Raw genomic sequence first — 21,598 nt, 5'->3', positions numbered from 1 at the left:
GCTTTGGCTCGATGGAAAGTTTTCATTTAAGGAAATATGCCTTTATCAGTTATCTTCGCGTAGACGCATAGTTCCAATTAGTTCTAAGTTTTACTTAACTTCTTAATTCGGGAGTTTAAGGCTACGTTGAAATCCTCACCGAAGGGAGGGACAACTTTTTAAATTTAATTAGGAGTGCCAAATGGACTTTATTTCCTTTTTATAATTTCTTTTTAAGATTGGCGCCATTTTACTCTTTTTGGTGCATAATAACGAACATGAACAAAAATTTAAAACGCTTAAGCATAGTCCTTGTTTTGCTGTTTGTCAGTGGGTTTGCACTATTATTTTTTTTACCCAAACCGGTTTTATTGGATGGCACTAGTTTTTCCAAGGCTGTTTATGATGATCATCATCAATTATTACGGCTCACTTTAAGCCGAGATGATAAATATCGTCTGTTCACCCCCTTGCCAAAAATTGCAAAACACTTAATCGATGCAACCTTATTGCAAGAAGACCAGTATTTTCGTTTTCATTATGGAATCAATCCATTAGCAACAGCAAAAGCAATTTGGCAAACCTATGCGGTCAAATCCAGGCGGGTAGGTGCTTCAACTATTACTATGCAAGTAGCGCGGATGCACTATGGAATCAACTCCAAAAAAATATCGGGAAAGTTGTGGCAGATTATTCGCGCAATTCAAATTGAAATGCATTACAGTAAAGATGAAATTTTAGAAGCTTATCTAAATATGGCCCCTTATGGTGGCAATATCGAAGGTGTTGGCGCAGCAAGTTTGGTCTATTTTGGTACATCTATAGATAAACTCAGTTTACCCCAGGCATTAACTTTGAGCATTATCCCCCAAAATCCTGGAAAAAGAACACCCAATAATCAAGACTTGAAAACGATACGAGCGCATCTTTTTCAACGTTGGTTAGAGCAACATCCTGAGGATAAGAATAAAAAGGTAATGTTTGATTTGCCTTTAGTTATGCAAACAAATCGCTCTTTACCATTTGCCGCTCCACATTTTGTGAATAAAGTTTTGTCTGATGTTTCGAAACAGCAAGATATTGTGACTACTTTGGACTCACGTTCACAAACTATTATTGAACGGATTACACGAAATTACTTAGCAAGAAAAAAAGGTTTAGGCGTGCACAATGCTGCGGTTCTATTAGTAGATACTCGTGATATGGGTATTAAAGGTTTAATGGGATCTACTGATTTTTTCAATCGTGAAATAGGTGGGCAAATTAATGGTACTGAAACCAAACGCTCCCCTGGCTCTACTTTAAAGCCGTTTATTTATGGATTGGCTTTGGATCAAGGATTAATCCATCCCAATACGGTTTTAAAAGATGTGCCTCATAGTTTTAATGGCTATAACCCAGAAAATTTCGATTATGACTTTATGGGACCAGTCAAAGCTCGAGATGCTTTAGTTTTAAGTCGTAATATCCCTGCTATTTATCTTTCCAGTCTATTAAGTAAGCCTTCACTGCATCAATTATTAGAGCAAGGGCAGGTGAGTCATTTGCGCTCAGAATCCTACTATGGTTTATCGTTAAATTTGGGTGGGGTGGAATTAACCATGCGCGAGTTGATTGGTTTCTATGCTATGTTGGCTAATGATGGGGTTTGGTATCCTTCGCGTTGGTTACAAAAAGAAACTAAGCCTAAGGGGAAACGCCTATTAAGCTCTGAAGCCAGCTATTTAGTTTTAGATATGTTGCAAAGTACACCGCATCATGATGTAACTTACCGAAGTTGGTCGCAATTACCGGTTGCTTGGAAAACGGGGACTTCTTCGGGATATAGGGATGCATGGAGTGTCGGTGTTTTTGGTCCTTACGCTCTGGCGGTTTGGGTTGGTAATTTCGATAATAAAGCAAACCCTGCTTTTATTGGAAAGGACATCGCCGCCCCCTTATTTTTTGAGTTAATAGATGCCCTCAAACAAGAACGTGGCCCTTTGCAGCCTTTAGACAAACATCCTGAACACATGAATCTTAAAAAGGTTGAAGTTTGCAGCGCTTCGGGAATGCTACCCACACGTTTTTGCAAGGATAGGGAATGGACTTGGTTTATTCCAGGAAAATCTCCTATTAAATCCGATACAATTTATCGTGAAGTAGCAATTAATAGTAAAAATGGATTGCGCACCTGCCATATTGATGCAAATACACGGTTTGAGGTGTTTGAATTCTGGCCCTCTGATTTATTGCATATTTTTAAACGGGCGGGGATACAGCGACATACACCGCCATTTTTTGAGGCTGAGTGCCGCTTATCTGGTAATGTTGGAATTACGCCGCAAATCACTTCACCTCAAGCGGGTATTAGTTACATTGTTCGTGCGAATTCTCAACAAAACAATACGATTCCATTTACGGCAGTTACTGATGCAGGAATTGCTCATGTTTATTGGTTTATTAATGAAACCTTTGTTGCTAAAACAAAAGCTGGAAAATCGTTTTTATGGCATGCCCTGCCAGGGAAGTTTGTGGTAAGAGCTGTCGATGATCATGGCCTTTCTGATGCTCGGGATTTGCTGGTTCAGTTGGATAGTTAATTACTTGCGCGCAATGGCTCGCAAACGTTCACGTAAAAGACTGCTAAACTTAGCAATAGGTATGTCTTTAGGTACGGCAATTAATGGACAAAAAAACGCAAGGATCCAAGACACGAGGGAAGCCTGTTCTTATTGATTTAGCATTGCAAGGCGGGGGTGCTCATGGAGCTTATACATGGGGAGTTCTAGACCGCTTGCTTGAAGAGCCTCGGGTGAAAATAGAAGGTATTTCAGGGACTTCAGCAGGTTCAATGAATGCTGCGGTGATGGCCAGTGGTTTTACTAGTAATGGCCCAGACGGTGCACGTAGGGCTTTGCGGGCATTTTGGTATCGAGTTTCAGAGGCTGCTCGCTTTAGTCCGTTACAAAGAGGGTGGTTGGACATTGTTTCTGGAAAGTGGACAATGGATTATTCTCCTTCCTTTCTTACTTTTCAGTTAGCTAGCCATGTGTTTTCACCCTATGATCTTAATCCGATAGCGCTCAATCCATTACGTGACATCCTCGCAGAAAGTATTGATTTTTCATTACTGAATGAATCTCCCATCAAATTATTCATTACGGCAACCAATGTGCGTACAGGCCGTGGTAAGGTATTTAAAAATAAAGAAATTAATGCCGATGTTTTATTGGCATCAGCCTGTTTGCCTTTAATGTTTCAAGCTATTGAAATTGATGGGGAGGCTTATTGGGATGGAGGATATACCGGTAATCCCACTATTACGCCTTTAGTGCAAGAATGCGAGTCCAGTGACACAGTCTTGGTGCAAATTAATCCTGTAGAACGTCCAGGAACACCGAAAACCGCTCGTGACATACTCAATCGCCTTAATGAGGTTGCTTTTAATGCGACCTTGATGAAAGAGTTACGGATGATCGCTTTATTACGCAAAACCATTAATTCGGATGCTGGAGAGCGAGATCGTTGGGCAAAAATGCGTATTCATCGAATTACCAGCGCAAAAATGGTTAAATTAGGCTATTCCTCCAAGCTTAATGCCGAATGGGATTTTCTGCGCATGCTTTTTAAAGAAGGACGTAAAACGGCAGATGCTTTTCTTGTAAGTCATGGCAAAGCATTGAATAAGTATTCTACTTTTGATTTGGATTCGTTTCTTTAATTTATGCCTAATATTGATTAAAGGTAGTTTTGTAACATAATTCTTGCTGATATGGAGTAAATAAATGGTTGAATGGATCATCAAATTGCTTTTAGTCATATCAGGCTCAGTAGCAGGTTGGTTTGTGGCTCGTGATGCCTTAAATTTCGCAATTGTTGAAATGGTTATTGCTGTTTTACTATTTACCATTATTGTTTTTATTGCCGCCTTTTGGTCTACAATAAGAAACTGGTTTAAACATAAGGAATAACAAATGAAACAACATGCCTCAGCATTTTTAGCACTAGTAGCAGAATCTAAAAAACATATTAAGGAAATTAGTCCCAATAATTTAAAGGAAAAGTTGGATAAACATGAGGATATGTATGTGATCGATGTACGTGAAGATCATGAGTGGACTACAGGGCATATTCCTACAGCCATCCATTTAGGCAGAGGAATTATTGAGCGTGATATTGAGAAAAAAATCCCTGATCAGCAACAGCAAATAATCCTTTATTGCAGTGGGGGATTTCGCTGCGCTTTAGTTGCTGAAAGTTTGCAAAAGATGGGGTATTCTCAAGTGTATTCGCTGGATACTGGATTGCAAGGTTGGATTGATTCGGATTATCCGGTTGAGATGTAGCATCTTAGAAATCCCATCGTCATTGTGAACGAGGTGAAGCAAGCAAGAGTTCATTGCTTCGAACTCTTGAGTTGCTTCATCAGCCATTTCTCTAATTATCTATTCGTCTGCATCTGTGTACTATCTGTTACCGCAGACCAATCAGTGTTATTTTCACTACTTTTCTCCATGTAGTTCTACGATTTTTGTAGGTAATTTAATTTATCACTAATCATCTTGATAAAAGGCTTGATTCTTATTTTAAGTGATCCTTGAAGTTCGTGGTCCGCATCGCTAAAAAGCCAGGATAGGTATTGAGAGGACATCGCATTATTTTGTATCGCTTTTGTTTTTAAACGATGTTTGACCTGGTTATATAACAGCTCTTGCTGATACGATTCAGAAATAATTTCATCGGTAAGTACTTGCGAACAATAACTTTTTATCCAGTCATTATCGCTGATTCCTTTTAAGAAAATACGCATTTTGCGCAGATTTTTAGTTACTTCTTTATTCCAGACTGCAACACTATTACATGTATGGGTAAATTCTTCATGGCTGATATCGTGTACGGCATAGCCAAGCCAATAAGCGAACAAGACTAAATTGACATTAGCTGAATAGGTATCCTGAAATATATGGCAAGCCTCCTTAATGTTGGCATCATTATAAATTGCTAGTGAAAAGTTCCAAAAGGGATTTTCTGGTGGTTTTACTGAAGAGTTGTTGAACATCGAATGTTCCTAATTTTCATTATAACGGTATTAGTCCTATGGCTTATTTGTCTTCTTTGCCTGGACTTTATATTTTATACTAAAAGATAATTTATAAAATTATGAATAAATTTTTTTTATGAAACAACAACGAATTAACTATTTTTTCGTTTAATTAAAGAGGACAGGCTATGGCAACGAAGTCGCGTATAATTGTTGGTATTAGTGGTGCCTCAGGTATCATTTATGGAATAAGATTATTAGAAGTATTAAAAAAACTTCCTGTAGAAACACATTTAATTGTCAGTAAATCCGCCCAATTAATTAGAGAATACGAAACTGAGTTAAGTGTTTCTGAATTAAAAGCAATGGCAGATGTTTATTATCCATGGAATGATATTGGCGCCAGTATTGCTAGCGGTTCGTACAAAACTTTAGGAATGATTGTTGCTCCTTGTTCGATGAAAACGCTTGCTGAAATTACTCATGGAATTAGCTCGAATTTAATTGGCCGAGCTGCGGATGTGATTTTGAAGGAACGAAGAAGACTGGTATTAATGACTAGGGAATCACCTTTACATTTAGGTCATTTACAAAACATGGTTTCAGTAACTCAGCAAGGGGCTATTGTTTGCCCAGTAGTGCCTGCGTTTTATAATAAACCTGAAACAGTTGATGACATTATAAACCACAGTATAGGCCGAGCCCTTGATTTATTTGATCTGGACGCTGGTATCGTAAAACGTTGGGATAAAAATAATACGGTAAGAGATGATGTGTAAAAATTTACACAATCAGCATCAAAAAATAACTTGGCAAATTAGAAAAACCAATTAGACTATCCATATATTTTTCGGAAATAGCGAGAACCTGATGTTTACTGGAATAATCGAACAAAAAGGGGTAATCCTTAGTAATCTTCGTAAGGGAAATGCTCATCGTCTTATTATTTCCTCTGCATTTGAACAAGTGCAGGTGGGAGAAAGTATTGCAGTCAATGGCATTTGCTTAACTTTATTGCCGTCTACGGCCAATCATGAATTGCATTTTGATGTTTCTCCAGAAACCTTAAATGTGACAACGCTAGCCGATGCGGTGGCAGGAGACTCTGTAAATTTGGAGCGAGCTATGCTTTCCTCAACACGTTTTGGTGGGCATTATGTCAGCGGGCATGTGGATGCCATTGCAGCAGTTCGAGCAGTTAACCAGGTTGAGGAGTACCTTGAGGTTGAATTGGCTGGCTTTGGGGAGGTTGCAATGGCCTACTTACTTCCCAAGGGTAGCATCACGGTTGAAGGGGTTAGTTTAACAATCAATTCAGTAGGGGATAGAAGTATTAAATTAATGCTTGTTCCACATACTTTGGCAAATACCACTTTAGATGCATTAAAGCCTGGGCAGCAAGTTAATATAGAGTTTGATTATTTGACGCGTATTGTGGCGCACCAGCTGCGTGTTTCTGGGCAATTAGCTGGTAAATAGAAAATAAACAACGTTCCTATGTTAACTAAGGAGTGGTCTATATGAAAAAAATTATATTAGGGGTTCTTTTGATGGACTTGGCCGTAACCAATGCCTTTTCTGGTGGCATGATGAGTGCTGGTTCGGCAATCGCGGCCGATCAGTCCATTGTGCTACAATCAGCCTTTTTTGGGGGCTAGGAGGAGGCTGGGGTTCGGGCAGTTTTGGTAATCAGGATGTTTATGGCAAAGGAACATCCTATAGCCCGCCTTACGGAATTCATACGGCCCAAGTCGGATCGGCCGCCGGATCAACCCGCCTTGAGCTGAACTCTCAATCGGCCCTGGCGCCCGTGATACAAGCCGGATATTTTCAGCATTTTTCCGGGAGCAATCTGTTTTATCTCTCAGGTGCAATGATTGTCCAGTTCAATTAATTTGCTTAGGGATTGTTGCAAAAATGCAACATGAGTATTTTATTAAGTAGGTTGTGCATAATTCGGTTATTAATAAATAAAAAAGTTAATATTTTATCATAGGGCCTTTATGCAAAACACTAAAAAGATAAAGTAATCGTTTTTCTTGGAGATTAATTTTTTTTAAATTTACCAAGTCAAGACTGTTTTTTATTTTTTTCTTTGATAAGATACACCGATTGTTAGCTTTCAGGCTTACAAAATATCCTGTGGATATCTCCATTTTAGTCAAATCATTATAATCTCCAAAATTTTCCGTTTTCTTTATTAACCTCTTTATTTTATAAGGCTTTTAGGGTATTTACTCTATTCTCAGGATTAAGTTAGTTATCCACAAAAACTGTGGATAACTCTGTGTATAGGGTGTAAAAGTTCTTGTATTATCAGTCACACTGATGCCTGTTTCAGAACTTATCAATGTACGTTGTACGTTTTCGAGAGGGAGAGAACGTTGATTAGTAGCTACGATTTGGTTATTTAATTGTTTCCTATGGTCTCATTAGGAGAGCGTGTTCCTCTTCTTCTTCCTGCTCTAGCGCTGCATTTTGTTCTAGAGCTAGTCCTGCATTTTGCTCTTCAACTAGCTCAACATGTTGTTCTTGAACTAGTTCAGCATTTTGCTCTTGAACTAATTCGGTATCTTGCTTCTTCACGTGCCTTACATCGTGTTGGATAAAGAATCGATTTTGATACTGGTTGGGGCCGATTTGAAAAACTATTCCATTATATTTTTTAATTAAAAGTTTCTTGGCAACTGCTTCCGTAGCTGAATTTTCTGGAGACAATGCATTATCTGGTGAGAGATGATTCCATAGCTTGTAAAAGCTACCTGCAGTATTGGGCGCTGTGCAGAAAAAAAGATTTAGGCTGCGAAGCAGAGCGGCATTTAGTTTAACATTGGTCGCTACATTTTCTTGTGGTAGTTCCAATAACATTCCAATGACTTGCGTATTGATTTCAACTTCTTTGCTTGAATGCTCCTCTGCATAAAAGCGAGTAATGATGTTTAAAACGAGCTTATCTATAGCTGGGATTTCTTTTTGTAATGTTTTAAGCGCTTCACGATTCCCAATAAGTGAACGCACTAACTGTATTGGCTCTGGTTTCAGTATATATTTTACTTGAGGATTAAAATGATGGAAGACACAGAGATCCATAAGCCGTTGCACATCTGCACTGATTGATGTTTGCAGAATATAAGACAATAATTTTTTATAAGTATACTCACTTTCAGGTTGTATGTTTGTAAAATACTGAAGAATCATGGATTCGAGCCATTGCTGATTTTTAGGATATTGTGCTTGTTTTGAGTTCAATGAATCAAAAAGTTCTATGATGGCACTTACCTGGGTAATTAGTGGGTTTGCTAGCAATATAGCAATTTGCTTTCCAGCCCATACTTCTTCAATTCGGGATACTAGCCTAGACTCTGGGAAAAGTGTTTCGATTTCAAATTGTGCTTGCTCTTTTAGTTTAAGAACCTCGTTAAACTTATCAAAGGCACCTCCTTGCTCCCAGTTAGGTATGTGCTCTGGTAAACGTGTAATCGCATCAATTGCATTTTGAGCGATGTTATAAATTTTTTGGTTACGACTTAATAAGGAGTCAATCTCTATTAGATTTTTATCACTAATAGAATTTCTTTTAATATACAATGAACTTAAGGTGCTGTTTTTTCCAAGCATGCGTATTATGTAAGGGACGCTATGATCGCTGATTTTATTATTACTTAAGTCAAGAAAGATAAGCGCAGTATTAACTTCTAATTCTTTAAACAATGCTCGAGCACCGTGATCATCAATCGTTGCGCTGTCAAGTTTGAGTGAACTTAGTTGTGAATTAACTCTTAATCCTTTGGCAATTGCCAGGACTCCTTCACCACCAAGAGCATTTCTGCTAAGTGTCAGAGCTATTAATACATTATTTTTTTCTATTAATTCTCCTACATACAATGCCCCCAGTTCGCTAATCTGATTTTTACCCAAATTTAATGAGGACAATTTTTTATGGGCTTCTAAAGCCTTTGCTAATTCTTTGATATTTGCATCGCTAAGCTGAGTGTTCCATAGATCAATCTGAAGTAGTGTATTGTTATTAACTAAAGCTGTAGCTAAACTCAGAGTTCTATCGTCAGTCATGAGCCAGCTCGGTTCAAAATTTTTAAAAGAAGGATCATTGTTGGCTACTTTTTGCAAGTCATCTGAAAAACTGGGCATATTTTTTCCATTTAAAAGTTATATGTAATCGCTCAGAGGGCATAAAAATACATAAATGAGCTCCCTCTCTGTTTTGGGATAATGTTTCCTATAAAGAATTCAAAAAAAGCTTATATTCCGTTTCATAGCCAATACAATTTGGCAAATTTGCTACCGAGTTGATGTGATAAGTAAATGTTGCTTCTAAGCTTGCTACTTGCGGGGGACTGCGATGAACATGGCAATAGTTAATGCCAAAGTTTTTCGCGCCATGTCCATCGCTAATAACCGAGTCACCAACCATTAGGATGTAGTTTTTGTGGTAGTTGTGAATGGGTTGATTATGACTACTAGACAGTTTCTCTAAGGCAATGTCGAAAATTTCCTTATTGGGCTTAGCGAAGCCAACGTCATCAGAAATTACAAAACAATCAAACCAATTTTCAAGGCCAAATTTTTCTTTTTTTCTAAGTTGAGATGCTGCGAATCCATTGGTAATAATACCTAAAATGTGGCCTTTTTGATGTAGGAATTCAATGGTTTTTCGAACATCAGGAATCCACTCAATGTGCTCAATCAGATGATGTTCATAAGCCTCGGCTACTTCATTAGAGGAGCTTGTGCATTTTATGGCTTCGTTTAATTGTTTAAAACGTAAAAATCGCACATCACTTGGCATGAGTCCATTTTCCTGAGCGCCAACGCGTGACCAAAGTTCATTATTCAGTTTTTTAAAGTGCTGTTCGAAGAATGGATAAGGGGTCGTTGGGTAAAACTGGCCATGAATTTTACGTATACCGATTTGTTCTGCCGCTGAAAAATCAATTAAGGTATCATCTAAATCAAACAAAATAATTTGATACAACGTCTTACTCCTCGTATGGCTGTTCTATTAGGGCAGTGGGGCTGCTTTTAGAACCACAAATGCAAATACCAGTCTAAAAGCTTTTGTCCCCAAAATAATACGGCTAATCCTGAAATGCATAAAAAAGGGCCAAATGCGATTGTAGTATCTCTTGATTTATCGTTCAAGTATAAATATAAGAGTCCAATTACTGTACCCGCAATTGATGAGCATAGGAGAATTAATGGCAATAATTTCCAGCCAAACCAGGCACCAAAAGCGGCAAACAATTTAAAATCACCATTTCCCATCCCAATTTTACCCGTAGCTAAATAAAATAGTTTAATTAGTAACCACAAAACAAGGTATGCGCCAGCGGCACTAAGCACTGCGTCAGGTAGTGAGGTAAATAAGTTTTGCGTATTCGCAATTAAGCCTAACCATAATAAGCTTAAAGTTAAACTATCGGGCAGCAATTGGTGATCTAGGTCAATAAAAAACAGGCAAATTAAAAGCCATATGGCACTCAGTGCAAAGGCTAATTGCCAGGTAAAACCAAAATGCCAACCTGCATAGAGTGACAGCAGCATAGTGCCTAGCTCAATTAATGGATAGCGGGGTGAAATAGAGGCTTTACAGTAATAACAACGACCTCGAAGTATTAAAAAACTTAATATGGGGATATTTTGCCAAGCTTTTACCATGCTGTTACAGGAGGGGCAAAATGAGCGAGGAAAAAATAAATTCAATGTGGTTTTTTCTTCATTTTTTATGGCCATTAATTCATTGCATTCACGCAGCCATTCATTTTTGAGCATAAAGGGTAAACGGTAAATGACTACATTAAGTAAGCTACCTACTGCAAGCGAAAGTAAGGCTATAGCTACGTAAAGAAACCAGGAATGGTAGGTAATGAGTTCATGCATTATTTTGTTTTTCCTTTTAAATTACCGAGCCTAATTTAAATAAAGGCATATACATAGCCACAATCAGCCCTCCCACGAGAATCCCAATGATGGACATGATAATCGGTTCTAATAAACGACTTAGTGCATCCACCGAATTATCTACATCTTCTTCATAAAAGTCTGCAATTTTACTTAACATTTTTTCCAATGCTCCTGATTCTTCCCCAATAGCGATCATTTGCATGACCATATTGGGGAATAGGCAAGTATTTTCCATGGCCTTACTCATGGATACTCCAGTAAAAACCTCATTTTTTATATATTCTATTGCGTTAGAATACATTCTGTTTCCTGTTGCACCAGCTGCCGATTTGAGGCCATCAACTAAGGGCAAACCTGCTGCAAAAGTAATGGATAACGTTCGTGAGAACCGCGCAATAACGGTCTTTTCTATAATTGAACCAATAATCGGTATTTTTAATAACAGCCCATCAATAGTTAATGCGAAGGCTGGCGAATGCTTTTGCGCATAAATAAATGCATAAATACTCAGACCTAAAGACGCAAAAATACAGTACCAGCAGGATTGGATATATTGAGATATTTTAATCACCGCCAAGGTTAGGGTGGGTAAATCAGCACCAAATGATTGAAATAAGGTTTCAAATTGAGGAACAACAAACATAAGTAAACCTACTGTGACAACAACCGCAACGCTTGCAATTGCAATAGGATAGCTTAGAGCTTTTTTTATTTTCTTTTTTATGGATTCAATTTTTTCTTTATAGCAGGCAATCTTATTGAGCATAATATCTAGCGTGCCTGATTGTTCGCCTGCTTTAACTAAATTACAAAATAGGCTATTAAAATACTGAGAATGTTTCATTAATGCTTCAGATAGGGTTAAACCAGTCTCAATATCATGCTTGATCTCATTAATTAGTTCCTGAAGATGGGGATTTATTTGTCCTTTAGCGACAATATCTAATGCGTGCATTAACGGTATTCCTGATTCAACCATGGTTGCGAGCTGACGGCTGAATAGTGCGATCTCTGCTGAAGTTAGCTTTTTGTTGAATTGATTAAAAATAAATAGATTTCGCTTCTGAACTACCTTATTAACAATAATGCCTTGTTTACGTAGGCCGACTTTAGCGAGCGTCATATCCCGGGCTTGAATAGCTCCAGAGATTTTTTGTCCTAATGTATTTTTACCTCTATAACGAAATGTTAGCAGGGGGCTAGTATTTTTTTTCATCTGAATCATTTATTCAACGGTTACCCGATTGACCTCCTCTAGGGTAGTTATTCCTTGCTGTACTTTTTCTAAACCTGATTGATAAATGCTGGTCATGCCTTCTTTTTGGGCTTCTTTTAGAATCTCTAATGAATTAGCACCAGCCATAATGAGTTCAGTTAGGGTGTTTGTCATCGGCAATACTTCAAATAATCCTATCCTGCCACGATATCCTTCAGTACATTGAGAACAGCCCACGGCCTTATAGATTTGGTCAGTTTCATTAAGACCCCAAGCTAGTAAATTGGCTTTATAAAGATCGGTTCGTGGGGTTTTGCATTGTTCACACAGTTTTCGTGCTAAGCGTTGCGCGATAATGAGGGTTATTGAACTCACAATATTAAAGCTTGGAATACCTATATTGATTAAACGTGTTAATGATTCTACAGCACTGTTTGTATGCAATGTTGATAAGACCAGATGTCCTGTTTGCGCTGCCTTAATTGCAATTTCAGCGGTTTCTAAATCACGAACCTCACCAACCATAATAATGTCAGGGTCTTGTCGTAAAAAAGAGCGTAAAACATTAGAGAAATTGAGGCCTACTTTGGGGTTGATATTAACTTGGTTAATGCCGTTGATTTTAATTTCAACAGGATCCTCCGCTGTAGAGATATTAACTTTTTTAGTGTTAAGCAGATTTAAGGCCGCATACAGGCTTATGGTTTTCCCACTACCAGTGGGACCTGTTACCAAAATCATTCCTTGGGGGCGTTTTATTGCCCGTATAAAAGATTCATGTTGTTTGGAATTAAATCCTAAAGCTTCAATGTGTAGTTTTGCTGTATCCAGATCCAGGATTCTTATAACTATCTTTTCACCGTTTGTAGTTGGGCAGGTGCTTACACGAAAATCAATGGGATGTTTATTCGGTAGATTTATTTTAAAACTACCGTCTTGGGGGATGCGGCGTTCTGAAATGTCTAATTTCGCCATTACTTTAATTCGTGCAGTAATTCGCGCGGATAGCTTGACTGGAGGGCTGGCTACCTCATGCAAAATGCCATCATGTCGATAGCGAATACGGTATTCTTTTTCAAATGGCTCAAAATGGATGTCAGAAGCTTCTTGCTGAATGGCTTTAAATAGAATTTGATTAACAAATTTTACAATAGGGGCGTCATCGCTATCTATTGGATTGATAGTAAATTCATAGTGTTCGTCATGAGGAGTCGGGGCATCGAATGTGGACAATTCCCGATGGTGCTTAAGGCTTAATAGATGGGATAGCAAAGTAGTCAATTTATTTGCTTCTACTGCGATCGCATGGGTATTCAAACCGGTATGGAATTGGATTTCTTTTAAGGCAATATGATTACCAGGATCTTCGGCTGCCAAATACAAATGAGTTCCACGGCAGAAGAGAGGTACCATGGAATGACGATGCACCAGGGTTTCATCCATCAAGGATAAGGGCAGGGTACTGACCTCAATACAGTCTAGATCCAACATGGGAACTCTAAAGCTTTGAGCGGAGGCTTCAGCAATATTGGTGGCAGATAAAATATTATTATTGATAAGATATTGGGTTAAGGACATTTTTTCTGTAGCGGCTTGTTTGGAATAGGTTGCTGTTTCTGTTTTACCTAAAAACTGTTCCAAAGCAAATTGTTGTCCGGTCCTATTAAATTCCATTAATTAATTCCTAACCATTTTTCTATATAAAAAAGGAAAATGGATTGTTTGCGGGTGAAACTCGTTGTATTGTAGTTTAATTCAGGATTAACCTTTTTAAAAGGCATTACTTTGTTGATTAAACAGCAAAAAAGATACTATCGGGCATTGAATAAATGGTTTCAATCACCTCTCGGTCTTTTTGTTGCGCATGAGTTTTCTATTAATTTGGAAGCAACTGGTCAGCATCTTTATGGTGACACCTTAATCCAGCTGGGGAATTGTGGCGAAAATCTGTGGTTAAAAAAACTGGATTTTGAACACCAATGGATTGTTTCTCCTTTTGCCTTATCGCATCAAGTTCACATTGAAAGCGAGTTAAATCATTTGCCCTTAAATGCAAATAGTATTGACTGTATTGTTGTTCCGTTAAGTTTAGAACCATTTAATATGGGCTCCAGTTTAATCGATGAGATTGATCGGGTGCTAAAACCTATGGGGCATGTTATTTTGTTTTGCATTAACCCATGGAGCCTGTGGGGTGGTGCCATAAAATGTGGTTTATTGACTTGTTATAATGACCATAACATAAAAATGCGCACTCCCTTCAATTTAAACCGTATGTTCATTCAAAGAGGCTACATGCAGGTTTTTTTAAATAATTTTTGCTATATCCCTCCTGTAAATAGTGCCACACTGATTAAAAAATTAACTTTTTTAGATGAAATTGGTAAGATGCTCTGGCCGTGTCCCTCGGGTTTTTACTGTTATATTGCGCAAAAGTATCAAGTAATACATCCTTCATTAACGCTTAGGTCTATATCCCAGCCAATTAGTGATTATCAACCAGCGCTACAACCAGTTACTTTGACCTCTACAAAGTGAAAAGTAGTAGATAGATGGATTATCTATACCCAAAACATTCGTATTTTTGTATAATTCGCCCAGCGTTTAGAACAGGCTCATTTTATTATGAAGAAGAAAACTTTATTCAGAATTACTTTTGCTAATCAAGAAGCAATTTATGAAATATATGCATGCTCTATTAAAGAAAGTGATTTATTTGGCTTTCTTGAAGTGGAAGAGCTGGTATTTGGTGAACAGACTACATTAGTTGTCGATCCTTCTGAAGAGCGTTTAAAGTTGGAATTTAGTGGTGTAAAGCGTACATTTATACCCATGCCATCGGTTTATCGCATTGATGAAGTAGAAAAGCAAGGAATAGCTAAAGTGAAGGATAATCCTGCCTATGGTAGTACGGTCAGTCCATTTCCTGGAAAAGGAAAAACCAAAGAGTAAACAACTCCTGATACATAACCCTATTTTTACCGAGAGACACATAAATGACTATTCCTAGTAAAATTAAAGAAGTATATGAAAAATCTACTTGCTTGTTTACAACTAATGAAGTTGAGGCCGCTTTAGATCGAATGGCGATTAACATCCATAAGGAATTGGAGGATGAAAACCCTGTATTGATATGTGTTATGGTTGGCGGACTAGTTCTTTTAGGCAACTTGCTTCCTCGTTTGGATTTTCCTTTGGAAGTAGACTATGTTCATGCGACTCGTTACCGCGGTGCAACCGTTGGTGGTGATATTCATTGGAAAGTAAAGCCATCAGTTAATTTAGCTGGAAGAACAGTTTTGGTGGTTGATGACATTCTTGATGGAGGCATCACTCTAGCTGCGATTATAGATGAAATTAATCAATTAGGTGCAAAGAAAGTATACAGTGCGGTACTGGTTGATAAATACCGTAAGCGTGTTGAAAATGGCCTGCAATCAGCTGATTTTGTTGGGTTGCAGATAGAAGATCATTTCATTTTTGGTTATGGAATGGATTACAACGAGTATTTACGCAATGCACCAGGGATTTTCGTTGTTCATCCGGATCATGAATAAGCGATCAACACGCCTTGGCCGAATTTCCGCGGCGTGACCGCGGGAGCCGCTGAGGGGCTATAACACGTTCCCATCATTCAATATATCATCGAACAATCCTGACGGGTCTTCTTCTGGCGAGCTGGGTTCTTCCCCAGGATTTTTGGGGGCTCGAGGAGACATCTCATCTGTAAAAAAGTTCCAAAAAACTCGTTCGGGTTCGAGAATAAGTTTAGGTTTTGGAGAAGGTAATGTAATGTTAGTCTTCTCTAGCTCCTTTTTTGCCATGTTTCTCACATCTTCAGTAGACGCTTTTTCATAAATATGAGACAAGCAATCTAACATTTTAAGGTAAGGCTGATTAATTTTATATTTTCGCAGTTCAGGTGTAGGTCAGTGACCTCAGAGGAGGAATTTGGATTGCGTTCAACCTCTTTATTGCAACTGTTTCAAATGGCTTTAAAGAGCAATATAAGCCTGTAATTTCGGAGTCTAAGGTGACTCGTTAAAAGCACGCCATCCCTCGCTGAGTTCGGGATGACGTAATTACAGTTAATGCTTTTTCGCAAACACTGAGCGCAAATGAGAGCTGATGGTTTTGATTGCATTACGACAAGCAGGGGTATCTGCTAAATCATTGAGCATCAAAAAGTCATGAATCGTACCATGATGGCGAATTCCAGTTACAGGAACTCCGGCTGCATTGAGCTTATGCTCATAGGCTTCGCCTTCATCACGTAAGACATCACACTCGCCATTAATAACTAAAGCTGGAGGCAAGCCTTTTAATTGCTCAACAGTCGCTTGTAAAGGGGAGGCGGTTATTTCTTTTCTTCGTTCTTTATCGGGCAAATAGTTGTCCCAGAACCACTGCATTGCTTTTTTAGTAAGCCATGGGCCCTCAGCAAATTCAGTATACGAACTATTTTCAAAGTTGGCATCAGTTACAGGATAAATGAGTACTTGATAGTCAATTTTAGGACCGCCACGTTGTTTCGCCAGCAGGGTCATTGCAATTGCCATGTTCCCACCAACGCTATCACCAGCAACGGTTAATCGTGATGCATCCAGATTTAATTCTTTACCATGTTCAGCAACGTAGTTCATTGCAGTATAGCCTTGCTCAATTTGCGTAGGGTATTGAGCCTCAGGAGCTAAGCTATATTGCACAAATACAACAGCAGCATGTGCACCTACAGACAATTCGCGTACTAGTCTTCCGTGTGTTTGATAATCACCAAAAACCCAGCCCGCACCATGATAAAACATGATTACCGGCAAAGGCTCTTTAGCACCTTTAGGGCGAACAATACGAATATTTAGCTCACCTTTAGCTCCTTGCTTGATCACGTGATCATCAACATCTACTGCAGGTTTATCGGTTGATAATTCCTGTAATTTATCAAATATTTCTCTGCCTTCTTTTACAGGAAGATCATAAAGCGGTTTCCCTCCGGCTTGTTTGATTTTTTGTATAAATGCCCAAGTCTTGGGTTCGATGCGTTTACTTAAATCCATTTTTCACACCTCGTAGTTAAAGTTAACATTAAAAAGCGTAACAAAAGCATCTTCAAGATCAATTATAGAACAGATTGGATTCTTTGTTGTGTTTATTTTGGGCTGGTCAGGTCGTTAGCAGGTTGGCTGGGCTGTTAAGCCCAGCATTGGGAGTAGTACTATATGTTTTCTGGTCTTTAACAGTCCAGCTTACGCCGCCATTAAGCGAGCGTTTACATAAGACTATATTAGCGACGAATATGCTGTCTTAATTTTAATGGAGTTGGGAATTCATCTTGAATTGCTACAGCATAAACATCGGGAACACCCGTGTCATAGTTACAAACGCCATGCTCGATAAGAACGCCAGGGGCAATCATACTGTTTAAGATGTCATTTGCGTTTTCTACCGCTTCTTCCTCAGAATCAGCCTCAACAGGCGCCATTATAAAACCCCAGTTTTCATCAGTGCCAAAATCGCTGATTTGGTAAGCAGCATAAATACCATAAACTTGCATTGACATTGAAAAACCTTCGGCTTGAATCGCACTTAGATCAGGGCATACTTCTGAACTAGCAAAAGTAGTTCCAGCAAGAATTAAGGCACTGGTAAAGGCAGCTAATTTTGCTTTAAACATATATATTACTCCTGTATTGTTAAAAAAATCATTTTCTGGATAAAGCAACATGGTGGTTAGAGTACATTGTCACTTAGATTGGTGTTAAGCCTTTTATCGATGTTCCGCGGCTTGGCTGCGGAATCCAGAGTTGTGGCAAGATCCTTAGATCCCGCGGATAAGCTGCGGGACGTGGGCGGGCACACGTTATTCTAAGAGTTAACGTACTCTATGTTTATCCATTAAATTGCTAGTGTTTAATGTACAGTAACTGTATTTATAGTCAACAAACTTTTTTTACTTCAACGAGTTAATGGGCATCTTTATTAATCACATGAGAGACAGCAGTTTGACTGAGTATTTTATTCGTAAATGCAATTGCAAGGGCGGAAACAATAAGTGTTAAATGAATAACCACTTGCCACATAATGCCGTAATTATCTAATTTGGTTGGATCAATAAAGGTACGTAATAGATGAATGGAAGATATCCCTATTAGGGCGAGTGCTAATTTTACTTTCATCCCTCCTGCATCTAAATGCCCTAGCCATTCAGGCTGGTCTGGGTGGGAGTCTAGTCGTAGGGGAGAAATGAAGGTTTCATAACCACCCAAGATAACCATAATGAGCAGGTTGGCAATCATCACAACGTCAATTAAGTCTAATACGCCTAGCATAATAAGGGTATCATCGGCTTTATTGATGTGAATAATAAGTTCTACCAGTTCGCATAAAAAACGGTAAACATAAGCAGCCAGGATGCAAAGAAGCCCTAAATACAAGGGTAATTGAATCCATCTGCCCATAAATATAAAACGACTGATGATTGTTCTGATGGAATCCATTTGCTGCACCTCTATTTTTAATTGAGGGCGGTATCATACTGTGTTTTATTGAGTTTGTTAATGGCTTGATGTGAGTCCGCAGCCCGTATTAGACGAAGTCGTAACACGGGGAATAGGGCGCACAACTATTTAAGGCGTCATTCGTGATGCGAGGAGGTTCTGTTCTGAGTTATAATCCTCGGGAAGAAGTCCTGTCTTATCGCGTACACTGGGGAGTTGAGTATTCTCTGATAACCATTTTTGGGATGCCTCTATGTTGTTTTTTGCTGCTAGGTGCAAAAGAGTTAATTCATTTTCCCCAATTCGTTCTTTAGATAGGCTGTCTATATTAAAACCAGGAAGTGCTTTATCGTTACCTATAAGAACTGCGCGCATGGCTGCGGTTCTTTTGTTGACATCTAGCTCCAGTTCATCGATCCCCGCATTTAAACAAGCCACAATGTCGTTTTTTGAACCAGAATCCGCTGCGTAATGCAATAGGGTTCCTTTTTCATCGAATATTTTTTTGATTCGTTCATCCTTGAGCAATCGAATTAAGCTTGAGGTTTGTCCGGCGCGAATTGCTAAATGAGCGGGTGTAAGTCCCTGTCCATCTCTTGCTAGAAGTAGTTTGCTTTTTGCGGTAATCAATTCTCTCAATAGGGTGTTAAATCCGTATACCGCCATGTAATGGGCAATGTTTCGTTTTTCTGAGTCTGTTTTTTGCAATACCTCAGGATTATTTTCTTTTAATTTCCGATAAATATCGGCCCTGATTAGTAGTCTTTTCTCTTTTTCGGAAGGTTGTTGCTCTATCATATTTAGAGTTAAGGCTAAATGAATAGGATAATTTCCCTCGCGATCAGCGATGTTGTCTGCACTATTGGCTAATAAAAATTGTACAACGGCTAAATTCCCATCGCTTGCGGCTATGTGTAGCGGAGTTCTTTCATTAATTGGATCTTTATTGTTGATGTGTTGTTCTAAAAATTCTTTATATCCTTTTAATGTAGCCCATTGTATGGGGGGCAAGCCCGCAAGATTACTATTGGGGGTATTTATGTCACTCTTGTGTAGAGGAAATAAATCTAAGAAATCTTCCGCCAATTTTTGTAACAATTGATATTCATCTTTGGGTTCAGATGCATTATAGGTACTGAAAAAATGATCAGAACACCAGTGTCTAAGTGCAATAAGCTGTGCTTCATTTTCATAGGCCGGCGTTAGATTTAATTCTATAGCTAACTGAGAATAATTTTTAGGCATCTTTAGCTCCTTTACTTGAGGTATTTGTTTTTTCTCTCCATGTTAGGTTAGCCTTTGTCTGTATATTGTCTTGGGGTTGCTCTATATTCATTTGGGTTCCTGCTAAAAAGGAATAATGATTTCCAGCAGCCATATTGGTATATGCGTTTGAATGTTCCATCGCATTAACCATTCCCCTAACAAAATTATTAATGTCTTTTAGAGGCATATAAGCATAAAATCCGATTCTATTTTTAACTTGCGCTAAATTATCCTGTATTTGAAGCACGTGTCCATAATTTTCTTTCAATTTGTGCGTTAAAGTTTCAAATATTTGCTGTTGTTGATGAATATAAGCTAGCTAGGCCTCATCGATTAAGATTTATCAGGGTTGTTTTGAAAAGGGCTAGTGCTGAATTTAACCTGGTCAAATTGATTTGATCTTATGCTTGATGCAGCGGGTTCTCATTTTCCCATGCTGCGAAGCAATCCAGGAGTTCGAAGCACTGAACCCTGGGTTGTTTCGCTACGCTCGCAATGATGGTTTTATTGTTTTGTTAAACCAGAATACATATTGACCTAGTTATATTCTAGTACTTAGCTGTTGCATCACTAGCAGGGAAGGTTTCTTTTAATGTCTCATCTAATTCCTTCTCTCGAGCTTTTTGTTTTTCTTTTCTGGTGCTTTCAGGTTGATGGGCTTGATTTCTTTTCCTGTGTGTTTGAGTACTTTTGTTCATAATAGTCTCCTTTTTGTTAATTATAGCAAATTGGAGATTTTATGCCTGTCGGTTGGCACTGAGCGTAGCTGGTTTGATCCCGTATCGCTAAGCTAATATGGGCTAAGTTTCATCTTATTTAGTTAATTCCAAACGTGCAGGGACTGCTTCATCATCACTTTCTACACTTATAAAGCGATAAAGATCATGGGTAACTCCATTTTTATCATAAAGATGGAGTTGTTTTTGATAGGATTTATTTAGTTGATGGCCAATATAACTTACGGTAACCACTAAGGCAACAGGCCAGCAAACAACTGTGGCGGTAATGATAAATGCGATGCCGCCAAAGTTAAATGTTAATGAATCCCACAATTCAGTATGCGCTTCATCACGCTCTTCTCGTAATAGGCTCAGTAATTGTTGATGATGGGCATCATTTAGGATTTCACCATTAACCAGTTCACGAGCTATTGCAATTTGGGATTTTTTGTATTTTTTATATTCTTCCGCAGTATTATATAGGGCGTTACCTAACATACTAAACAAAGCCACTCCGGCAATGGCAAGCGGGCCGGTATAGATCAGTGTTGCCGCAAAGCTGATGGCTAAGATATGTGCGCCTAAAATATTAATCGCATAATAAGAACACTGAGCTTCCCATTCATCTTTTAGCAAATCCATTTGTCGTTGAATCACTAGAAGTTCAATAGGTTCAGCTTCTATTTTTTGTTCGGTTAATTCCTGCATATGTTTTTTATAGTTCGCCGCCTCATAAAGCCATTGGGTTAAGAGTAATAAGGCATCAAAGATTAAAAAGGTAAGAATTACGGGGGATACTGATGAGATTGGAACATGGAAAAAATTAGGGTACGTAGTTAATAAGCCGACTAGAGACCAAACTAAATCGCTTGCCATGGTAAAGCCACGTTTCTCTAGTTCTTGTTTGAACACTTTAGAAACGGATAATTCTTTTTCAATTGAGGCCTGAATTATTTGCTTAATTCCAATAATAAGGTTA

23 protein-coding genes and 1 pseudogene are annotated in these 21,598 nt (G+C 38.5%); 10 read left to right on the top strand and 14 right to left on the bottom strand.

Annotation, left to right across the window (positions count from 1 at the left end):
- Positions 1-257 precede the first annotated feature (257 nt).
- From pbpC to ACQY7T_RS11655, 4 genes are all read left to right on the top strand, one after another.
- Positions 258-2,561 (top strand): penicillin-binding protein 1C, encoded by a 2,304-nt coding sequence (gene pbpC, locus ACQY7T_RS11670; RefSeq protein WP_428413617.1) that lies wholly within the window; start codon positions 258-260, stop codon positions 2,559-2,561.
- An 83-nt stretch (positions 2,562-2,644) separates the two neighbouring features.
- Complete coding sequence (locus tag ACQY7T_RS11665) at positions 2,645-3,682, top strand: patatin-like phospholipase family protein (RefSeq protein WP_428413615.1); 1,038 nt, start codon at positions 2,645-2,647, stop codon at positions 3,680-3,682.
- A 64-nt stretch (positions 3,683-3,746) separates the two neighbouring features.
- Positions 3,747-3,932: a hypothetical protein gene (locus ACQY7T_RS11660; protein ID WP_428413613.1), complete on the top strand. Its 186-nt coding sequence runs from the start codon at positions 3,747-3,749 to the stop codon at positions 3,930-3,932.
- A 3-nt stretch (positions 3,933-3,935) separates the two neighbouring features.
- Entirely contained in the window at positions 3,936-4,307 is a 372-nt protein-coding gene (locus ACQY7T_RS11655; RefSeq protein WP_428413611.1) for a rhodanese-like domain-containing protein, read from the top strand.
- A gap of 176 nt (positions 4,308-4,483) precedes the next feature.
- Here the strand turns inward: ACQY7T_RS11655 and ACQY7T_RS11650 are convergent, their stop codons facing one another.
- Positions 4,484-5,020: a TIGR02444 family protein gene (locus ACQY7T_RS11650; RefSeq protein ID WP_428413609.1), complete on the bottom strand. Its 537-nt coding sequence runs from the start codon at positions 5,018-5,020 to the stop codon at positions 4,484-4,486.
- Positions 5,021-5,190: 170 nt separating this feature from the next.
- Between ACQY7T_RS11650 and ACQY7T_RS11645 the strand changes: the two genes are divergently transcribed.
- From ACQY7T_RS11645 to ACQY7T_RS11635, 3 genes are all read left to right on the top strand, one after another.
- Positions 5,191-5,781 carry a UbiX family flavin prenyltransferase gene (locus ACQY7T_RS11645; protein WP_428413607.1) on the top strand — a complete coding sequence of 197 codons (591 nt, stop codon included), beginning with the start codon at positions 5,191-5,193 and terminating at the stop codon, positions 5,779-5,781.
- Between the two features lie 91 nt (positions 5,782-5,872).
- A complete protein-coding gene (gene ribE / locus ACQY7T_RS11640; protein ID WP_428413605.1) occupies positions 5,873-6,481 on the top strand; it encodes a riboflavin synthase in 609 nt (202 codons plus the stop codon).
- Between the two features lie 41 nt (positions 6,482-6,522).
- Complete coding sequence (locus tag ACQY7T_RS11635) at positions 6,523-6,660, top strand: hypothetical protein (protein WP_428413603.1); 138 nt, start codon at positions 6,523-6,525, stop codon at positions 6,658-6,660.
- A gap of 763 nt (positions 6,661-7,423) precedes the next feature.
- Here the strand turns inward: ACQY7T_RS11635 and ACQY7T_RS11630 are convergent.
- From ACQY7T_RS11630 to pilB, 5 genes are all read right to left on the bottom strand, one after another.
- Positions 7,424-9,151: a hypothetical protein gene (locus ACQY7T_RS11630; RefSeq protein ID WP_428413601.1), complete on the bottom strand. Its 1,728-nt coding sequence runs from the start codon at positions 9,149-9,151 to the stop codon at positions 7,424-7,426.
- An 88-nt stretch (positions 9,152-9,239) separates the two neighbouring features.
- A complete protein-coding gene (locus tag ACQY7T_RS11625; protein ID WP_428413599.1) occupies positions 9,240-9,995 on the bottom strand; it encodes an HAD family hydrolase in 756 nt (251 codons plus the stop codon).
- Positions 9,996-10,042: 47 nt separating this feature from the next.
- On the bottom strand, positions 10,043-10,903 hold the full coding sequence (locus tag ACQY7T_RS11620; RefSeq protein WP_428413769.1) for a prepilin peptidase: 861 nt from the start codon (positions 10,901-10,903) through the stop codon (positions 10,043-10,045).
- A 13-nt stretch (positions 10,904-10,916) separates the two neighbouring features.
- Positions 10,917-12,140: a type II secretion system F family protein gene (locus ACQY7T_RS11615; protein ID WP_428413597.1), complete on the bottom strand. Its 1,224-nt coding sequence runs from the start codon at positions 12,138-12,140 to the stop codon at positions 10,917-10,919.
- 9 nt (positions 12,141-12,149) lie between these two features.
- Positions 12,150-13,814, bottom strand: coding sequence for a type IV-A pilus assembly ATPase PilB (gene pilB, locus ACQY7T_RS11610; protein WP_428413593.1), 1,665 nt, complete (start codon positions 13,812-13,814; stop codon positions 12,150-12,152).
- 111 nt (positions 13,815-13,925) lie between these two features.
- On the opposite strand from pilB, the gene ACQY7T_RS11605 reads away from it, so the two are divergent.
- The 3 genes from ACQY7T_RS11605 to ACQY7T_RS11595 all read left to right on the top strand — a co-directional run bounded on the left by ACQY7T_RS11605 (position 13,926) and on the right by ACQY7T_RS11595 (position 15,697).
- Positions 13,926-14,678: a methyltransferase domain-containing protein gene (locus ACQY7T_RS11605; RefSeq protein WP_428413591.1), complete on the top strand. Its 753-nt coding sequence runs from the start codon at positions 13,926-13,928 to the stop codon at positions 14,676-14,678.
- Positions 14,679-14,765: 87 nt separating this feature from the next.
- Positions 14,766-15,092, top strand: coding sequence for a DUF1820 family protein (locus ACQY7T_RS11600; RefSeq protein ID WP_428413589.1), 327 nt, complete (start codon positions 14,766-14,768; stop codon positions 15,090-15,092).
- A 44-nt stretch (positions 15,093-15,136) separates the two neighbouring features.
- Positions 15,137-15,697 (top strand): hypoxanthine-guanine phosphoribosyltransferase, encoded by a 561-nt coding sequence (locus ACQY7T_RS11595; protein WP_428413587.1) that lies wholly within the window; start codon positions 15,137-15,139, stop codon positions 15,695-15,697.
- Positions 15,698-15,754: 57 nt separating this feature from the next.
- On the opposite strand, the gene ACQY7T_RS11590 is transcribed toward ACQY7T_RS11595, so the two are convergent.
- From ACQY7T_RS11590 to ACQY7T_RS11555, 8 genes and pseudogenes are all read right to left on the bottom strand, one after another.
- Positions 15,755-16,009, bottom strand: a complete 255-nt coding sequence (locus ACQY7T_RS11590; RefSeq protein WP_428413585.1) for a hypothetical protein — start codon at positions 16,007-16,009, stop codon at positions 15,755-15,757.
- A 219-nt stretch (positions 16,010-16,228) separates the two neighbouring features.
- Positions 16,229-17,194 carry an alpha/beta hydrolase gene (locus tag ACQY7T_RS11585; protein WP_428413583.1) on the bottom strand — a complete coding sequence of 322 codons (966 nt, stop codon included), beginning with the start codon at positions 17,192-17,194 and terminating at the stop codon, positions 16,229-16,231.
- Between the two features lie 227 nt (positions 17,195-17,421).
- Complete coding sequence (locus ACQY7T_RS11580; protein ID WP_428413581.1) at positions 17,422-17,811, bottom strand: DUF4949 domain-containing protein; 390 nt, start codon at positions 17,809-17,811, stop codon at positions 17,422-17,424.
- Positions 17,812-18,100: 289 nt separating this feature from the next.
- The gene (locus ACQY7T_RS11575) at positions 18,101-18,634 is read right to left on the bottom strand and encodes a TIGR00645 family protein (RefSeq protein ID WP_428413579.1); all 534 of its coding nucleotides are present in this window, start codon (positions 18,632-18,634) and stop codon (positions 18,101-18,103) included.
- A gap of 129 nt (positions 18,635-18,763) precedes the next feature.
- Entirely contained in the window at positions 18,764-19,879 is a 1,116-nt protein-coding gene (locus ACQY7T_RS11570) for an ankyrin repeat domain-containing protein (protein ID WP_428413577.1), read from the bottom strand.
- Positions 19,872-20,147, bottom strand: coding sequence for a hypothetical protein (locus tag ACQY7T_RS11565; protein ID WP_428413575.1), 276 nt, complete (start codon positions 20,145-20,147; stop codon positions 19,872-19,874). Before ACQY7T_RS11565 ends, ACQY7T_RS11570 begins: the two co-directional genes overlap by 8 nt.
- Before the next feature lie 301 nt (positions 20,148-20,448).
- A complete protein-coding gene (locus ACQY7T_RS11560) occupies positions 20,449-20,598 on the bottom strand; it encodes a hypothetical protein (protein ID WP_428413573.1) in 150 nt (49 codons plus the stop codon).
- Positions 20,599-20,712: 114 nt separating this feature from the next.
- A pseudogene (locus ACQY7T_RS11555) lies at positions 20,713-21,598 on the bottom strand (hypothetical protein); the annotation flags it as partial.

Source organism: Legionella sp. (genome assembly GCF_965140895.1).
Classification (GTDB): domain Bacteria; phylum Pseudomonadota; class Gammaproteobacteria; order Legionellales; family Legionellaceae; genus Legionella.
This window is presented reverse-complemented; position numbering and strand designations above follow the sequence as displayed.

What these genes read in the sequence shown, in the direction of transcription:
- ACQY7T_RS11600 (WP_428413589.1), top strand. Translation starts at nt 14,766, where the DNA reads ATGAAGAAGAAAACTTTATTCAGAATTACTTTTGCTAATCAAGAAGCA.
- ACQY7T_RS11645 (WP_428413607.1), top strand. Translation starts at nt 5,191, where the DNA reads ATGGCAACGAAGTCGCGTATAATTGTTGGTATTAGTGGTGCCTCAGGT.
- ACQY7T_RS11575 (WP_428413579.1), bottom strand. Translation starts at nt 18,634, where the DNA reads ATGGATTCCATCAGAACAATCATCAGTCGTTTTATATTTATGGGCAGA.
- ACQY7T_RS11585 (WP_428413583.1), bottom strand. Translation starts at nt 17,194, where the DNA reads ATGGATTTAAGTAAACGCATCGAACCCAAGACTTGGGCATTTATACAA.
- ACQY7T_RS11595 (WP_428413587.1), top strand. Translation starts at nt 15,137, where the DNA reads ATGACTATTCCTAGTAAAATTAAAGAAGTATATGAAAAATCTACTTGC.
- ACQY7T_RS11580 (WP_428413581.1), bottom strand. Translation starts at nt 17,811, where the DNA reads ATGTTTAAAGCAAAATTAGCTGCCTTTACCAGTGCCTTAATTCTTGCT.
- ACQY7T_RS11630 (WP_428413601.1), bottom strand. Translation starts at nt 9,151, where the DNA reads ATGCCCAGTTTTTCAGATGACTTGCAAAAAGTAGCCAACAATGATCCT.
- pbpC (WP_428413617.1), top strand. Translation starts at nt 258, where the DNA reads ATGAACAAAAATTTAAAACGCTTAAGCATAGTCCTTGTTTTGCTGTTT.
- ACQY7T_RS11650 (WP_428413609.1), bottom strand. Translation starts at nt 5,020, where the DNA reads ATGTTCAACAACTCTTCAGTAAAACCACCAGAAAATCCCTTTTGGAAC.
- ACQY7T_RS11560 (WP_428413573.1), bottom strand. Translation starts at nt 20,598, where the DNA reads ATGAACAAAAGTACTCAAACACACAGGAAAAGAAATCAAGCCCATCAA.
- ACQY7T_RS11635 (WP_428413603.1), top strand. Translation starts at nt 6,523, where the DNA reads ATGAAAAAAATTATATTAGGGGTTCTTTTGATGGACTTGGCCGTAACC.
- ACQY7T_RS11665 (WP_428413615.1), top strand. Translation starts at nt 2,645, where the DNA reads ATGGACAAAAAAACGCAAGGATCCAAGACACGAGGGAAGCCTGTTCTT.
- ACQY7T_RS11655 (WP_428413611.1), top strand. Translation starts at nt 3,936, where the DNA reads ATGAAACAACATGCCTCAGCATTTTTAGCACTAGTAGCAGAATCTAAA.
- ACQY7T_RS11570 (WP_428413577.1), bottom strand. Translation starts at nt 19,879, where the DNA reads ATGCCTAAAAATTATTCTCAGTTAGCTATAGAATTAAATCTAACGCCG.
- pilB (WP_428413593.1), bottom strand. Translation starts at nt 13,814, where the DNA reads ATGGAATTTAATAGGACCGGACAACAATTTGCTTTGGAACAGTTTTTA.
- ACQY7T_RS11660 (WP_428413613.1), top strand. Translation starts at nt 3,747, where the DNA reads ATGGTTGAATGGATCATCAAATTGCTTTTAGTCATATCAGGCTCAGTA.
- ACQY7T_RS11615 (WP_428413597.1), bottom strand. Translation starts at nt 12,140, where the DNA reads ATGAAAAAAAATACTAGCCCCCTGCTAACATTTCGTTATAGAGGTAAA.
- ribE (WP_428413605.1), top strand. Translation starts at nt 5,873, where the DNA reads ATGTTTACTGGAATAATCGAACAAAAAGGGGTAATCCTTAGTAATCTT.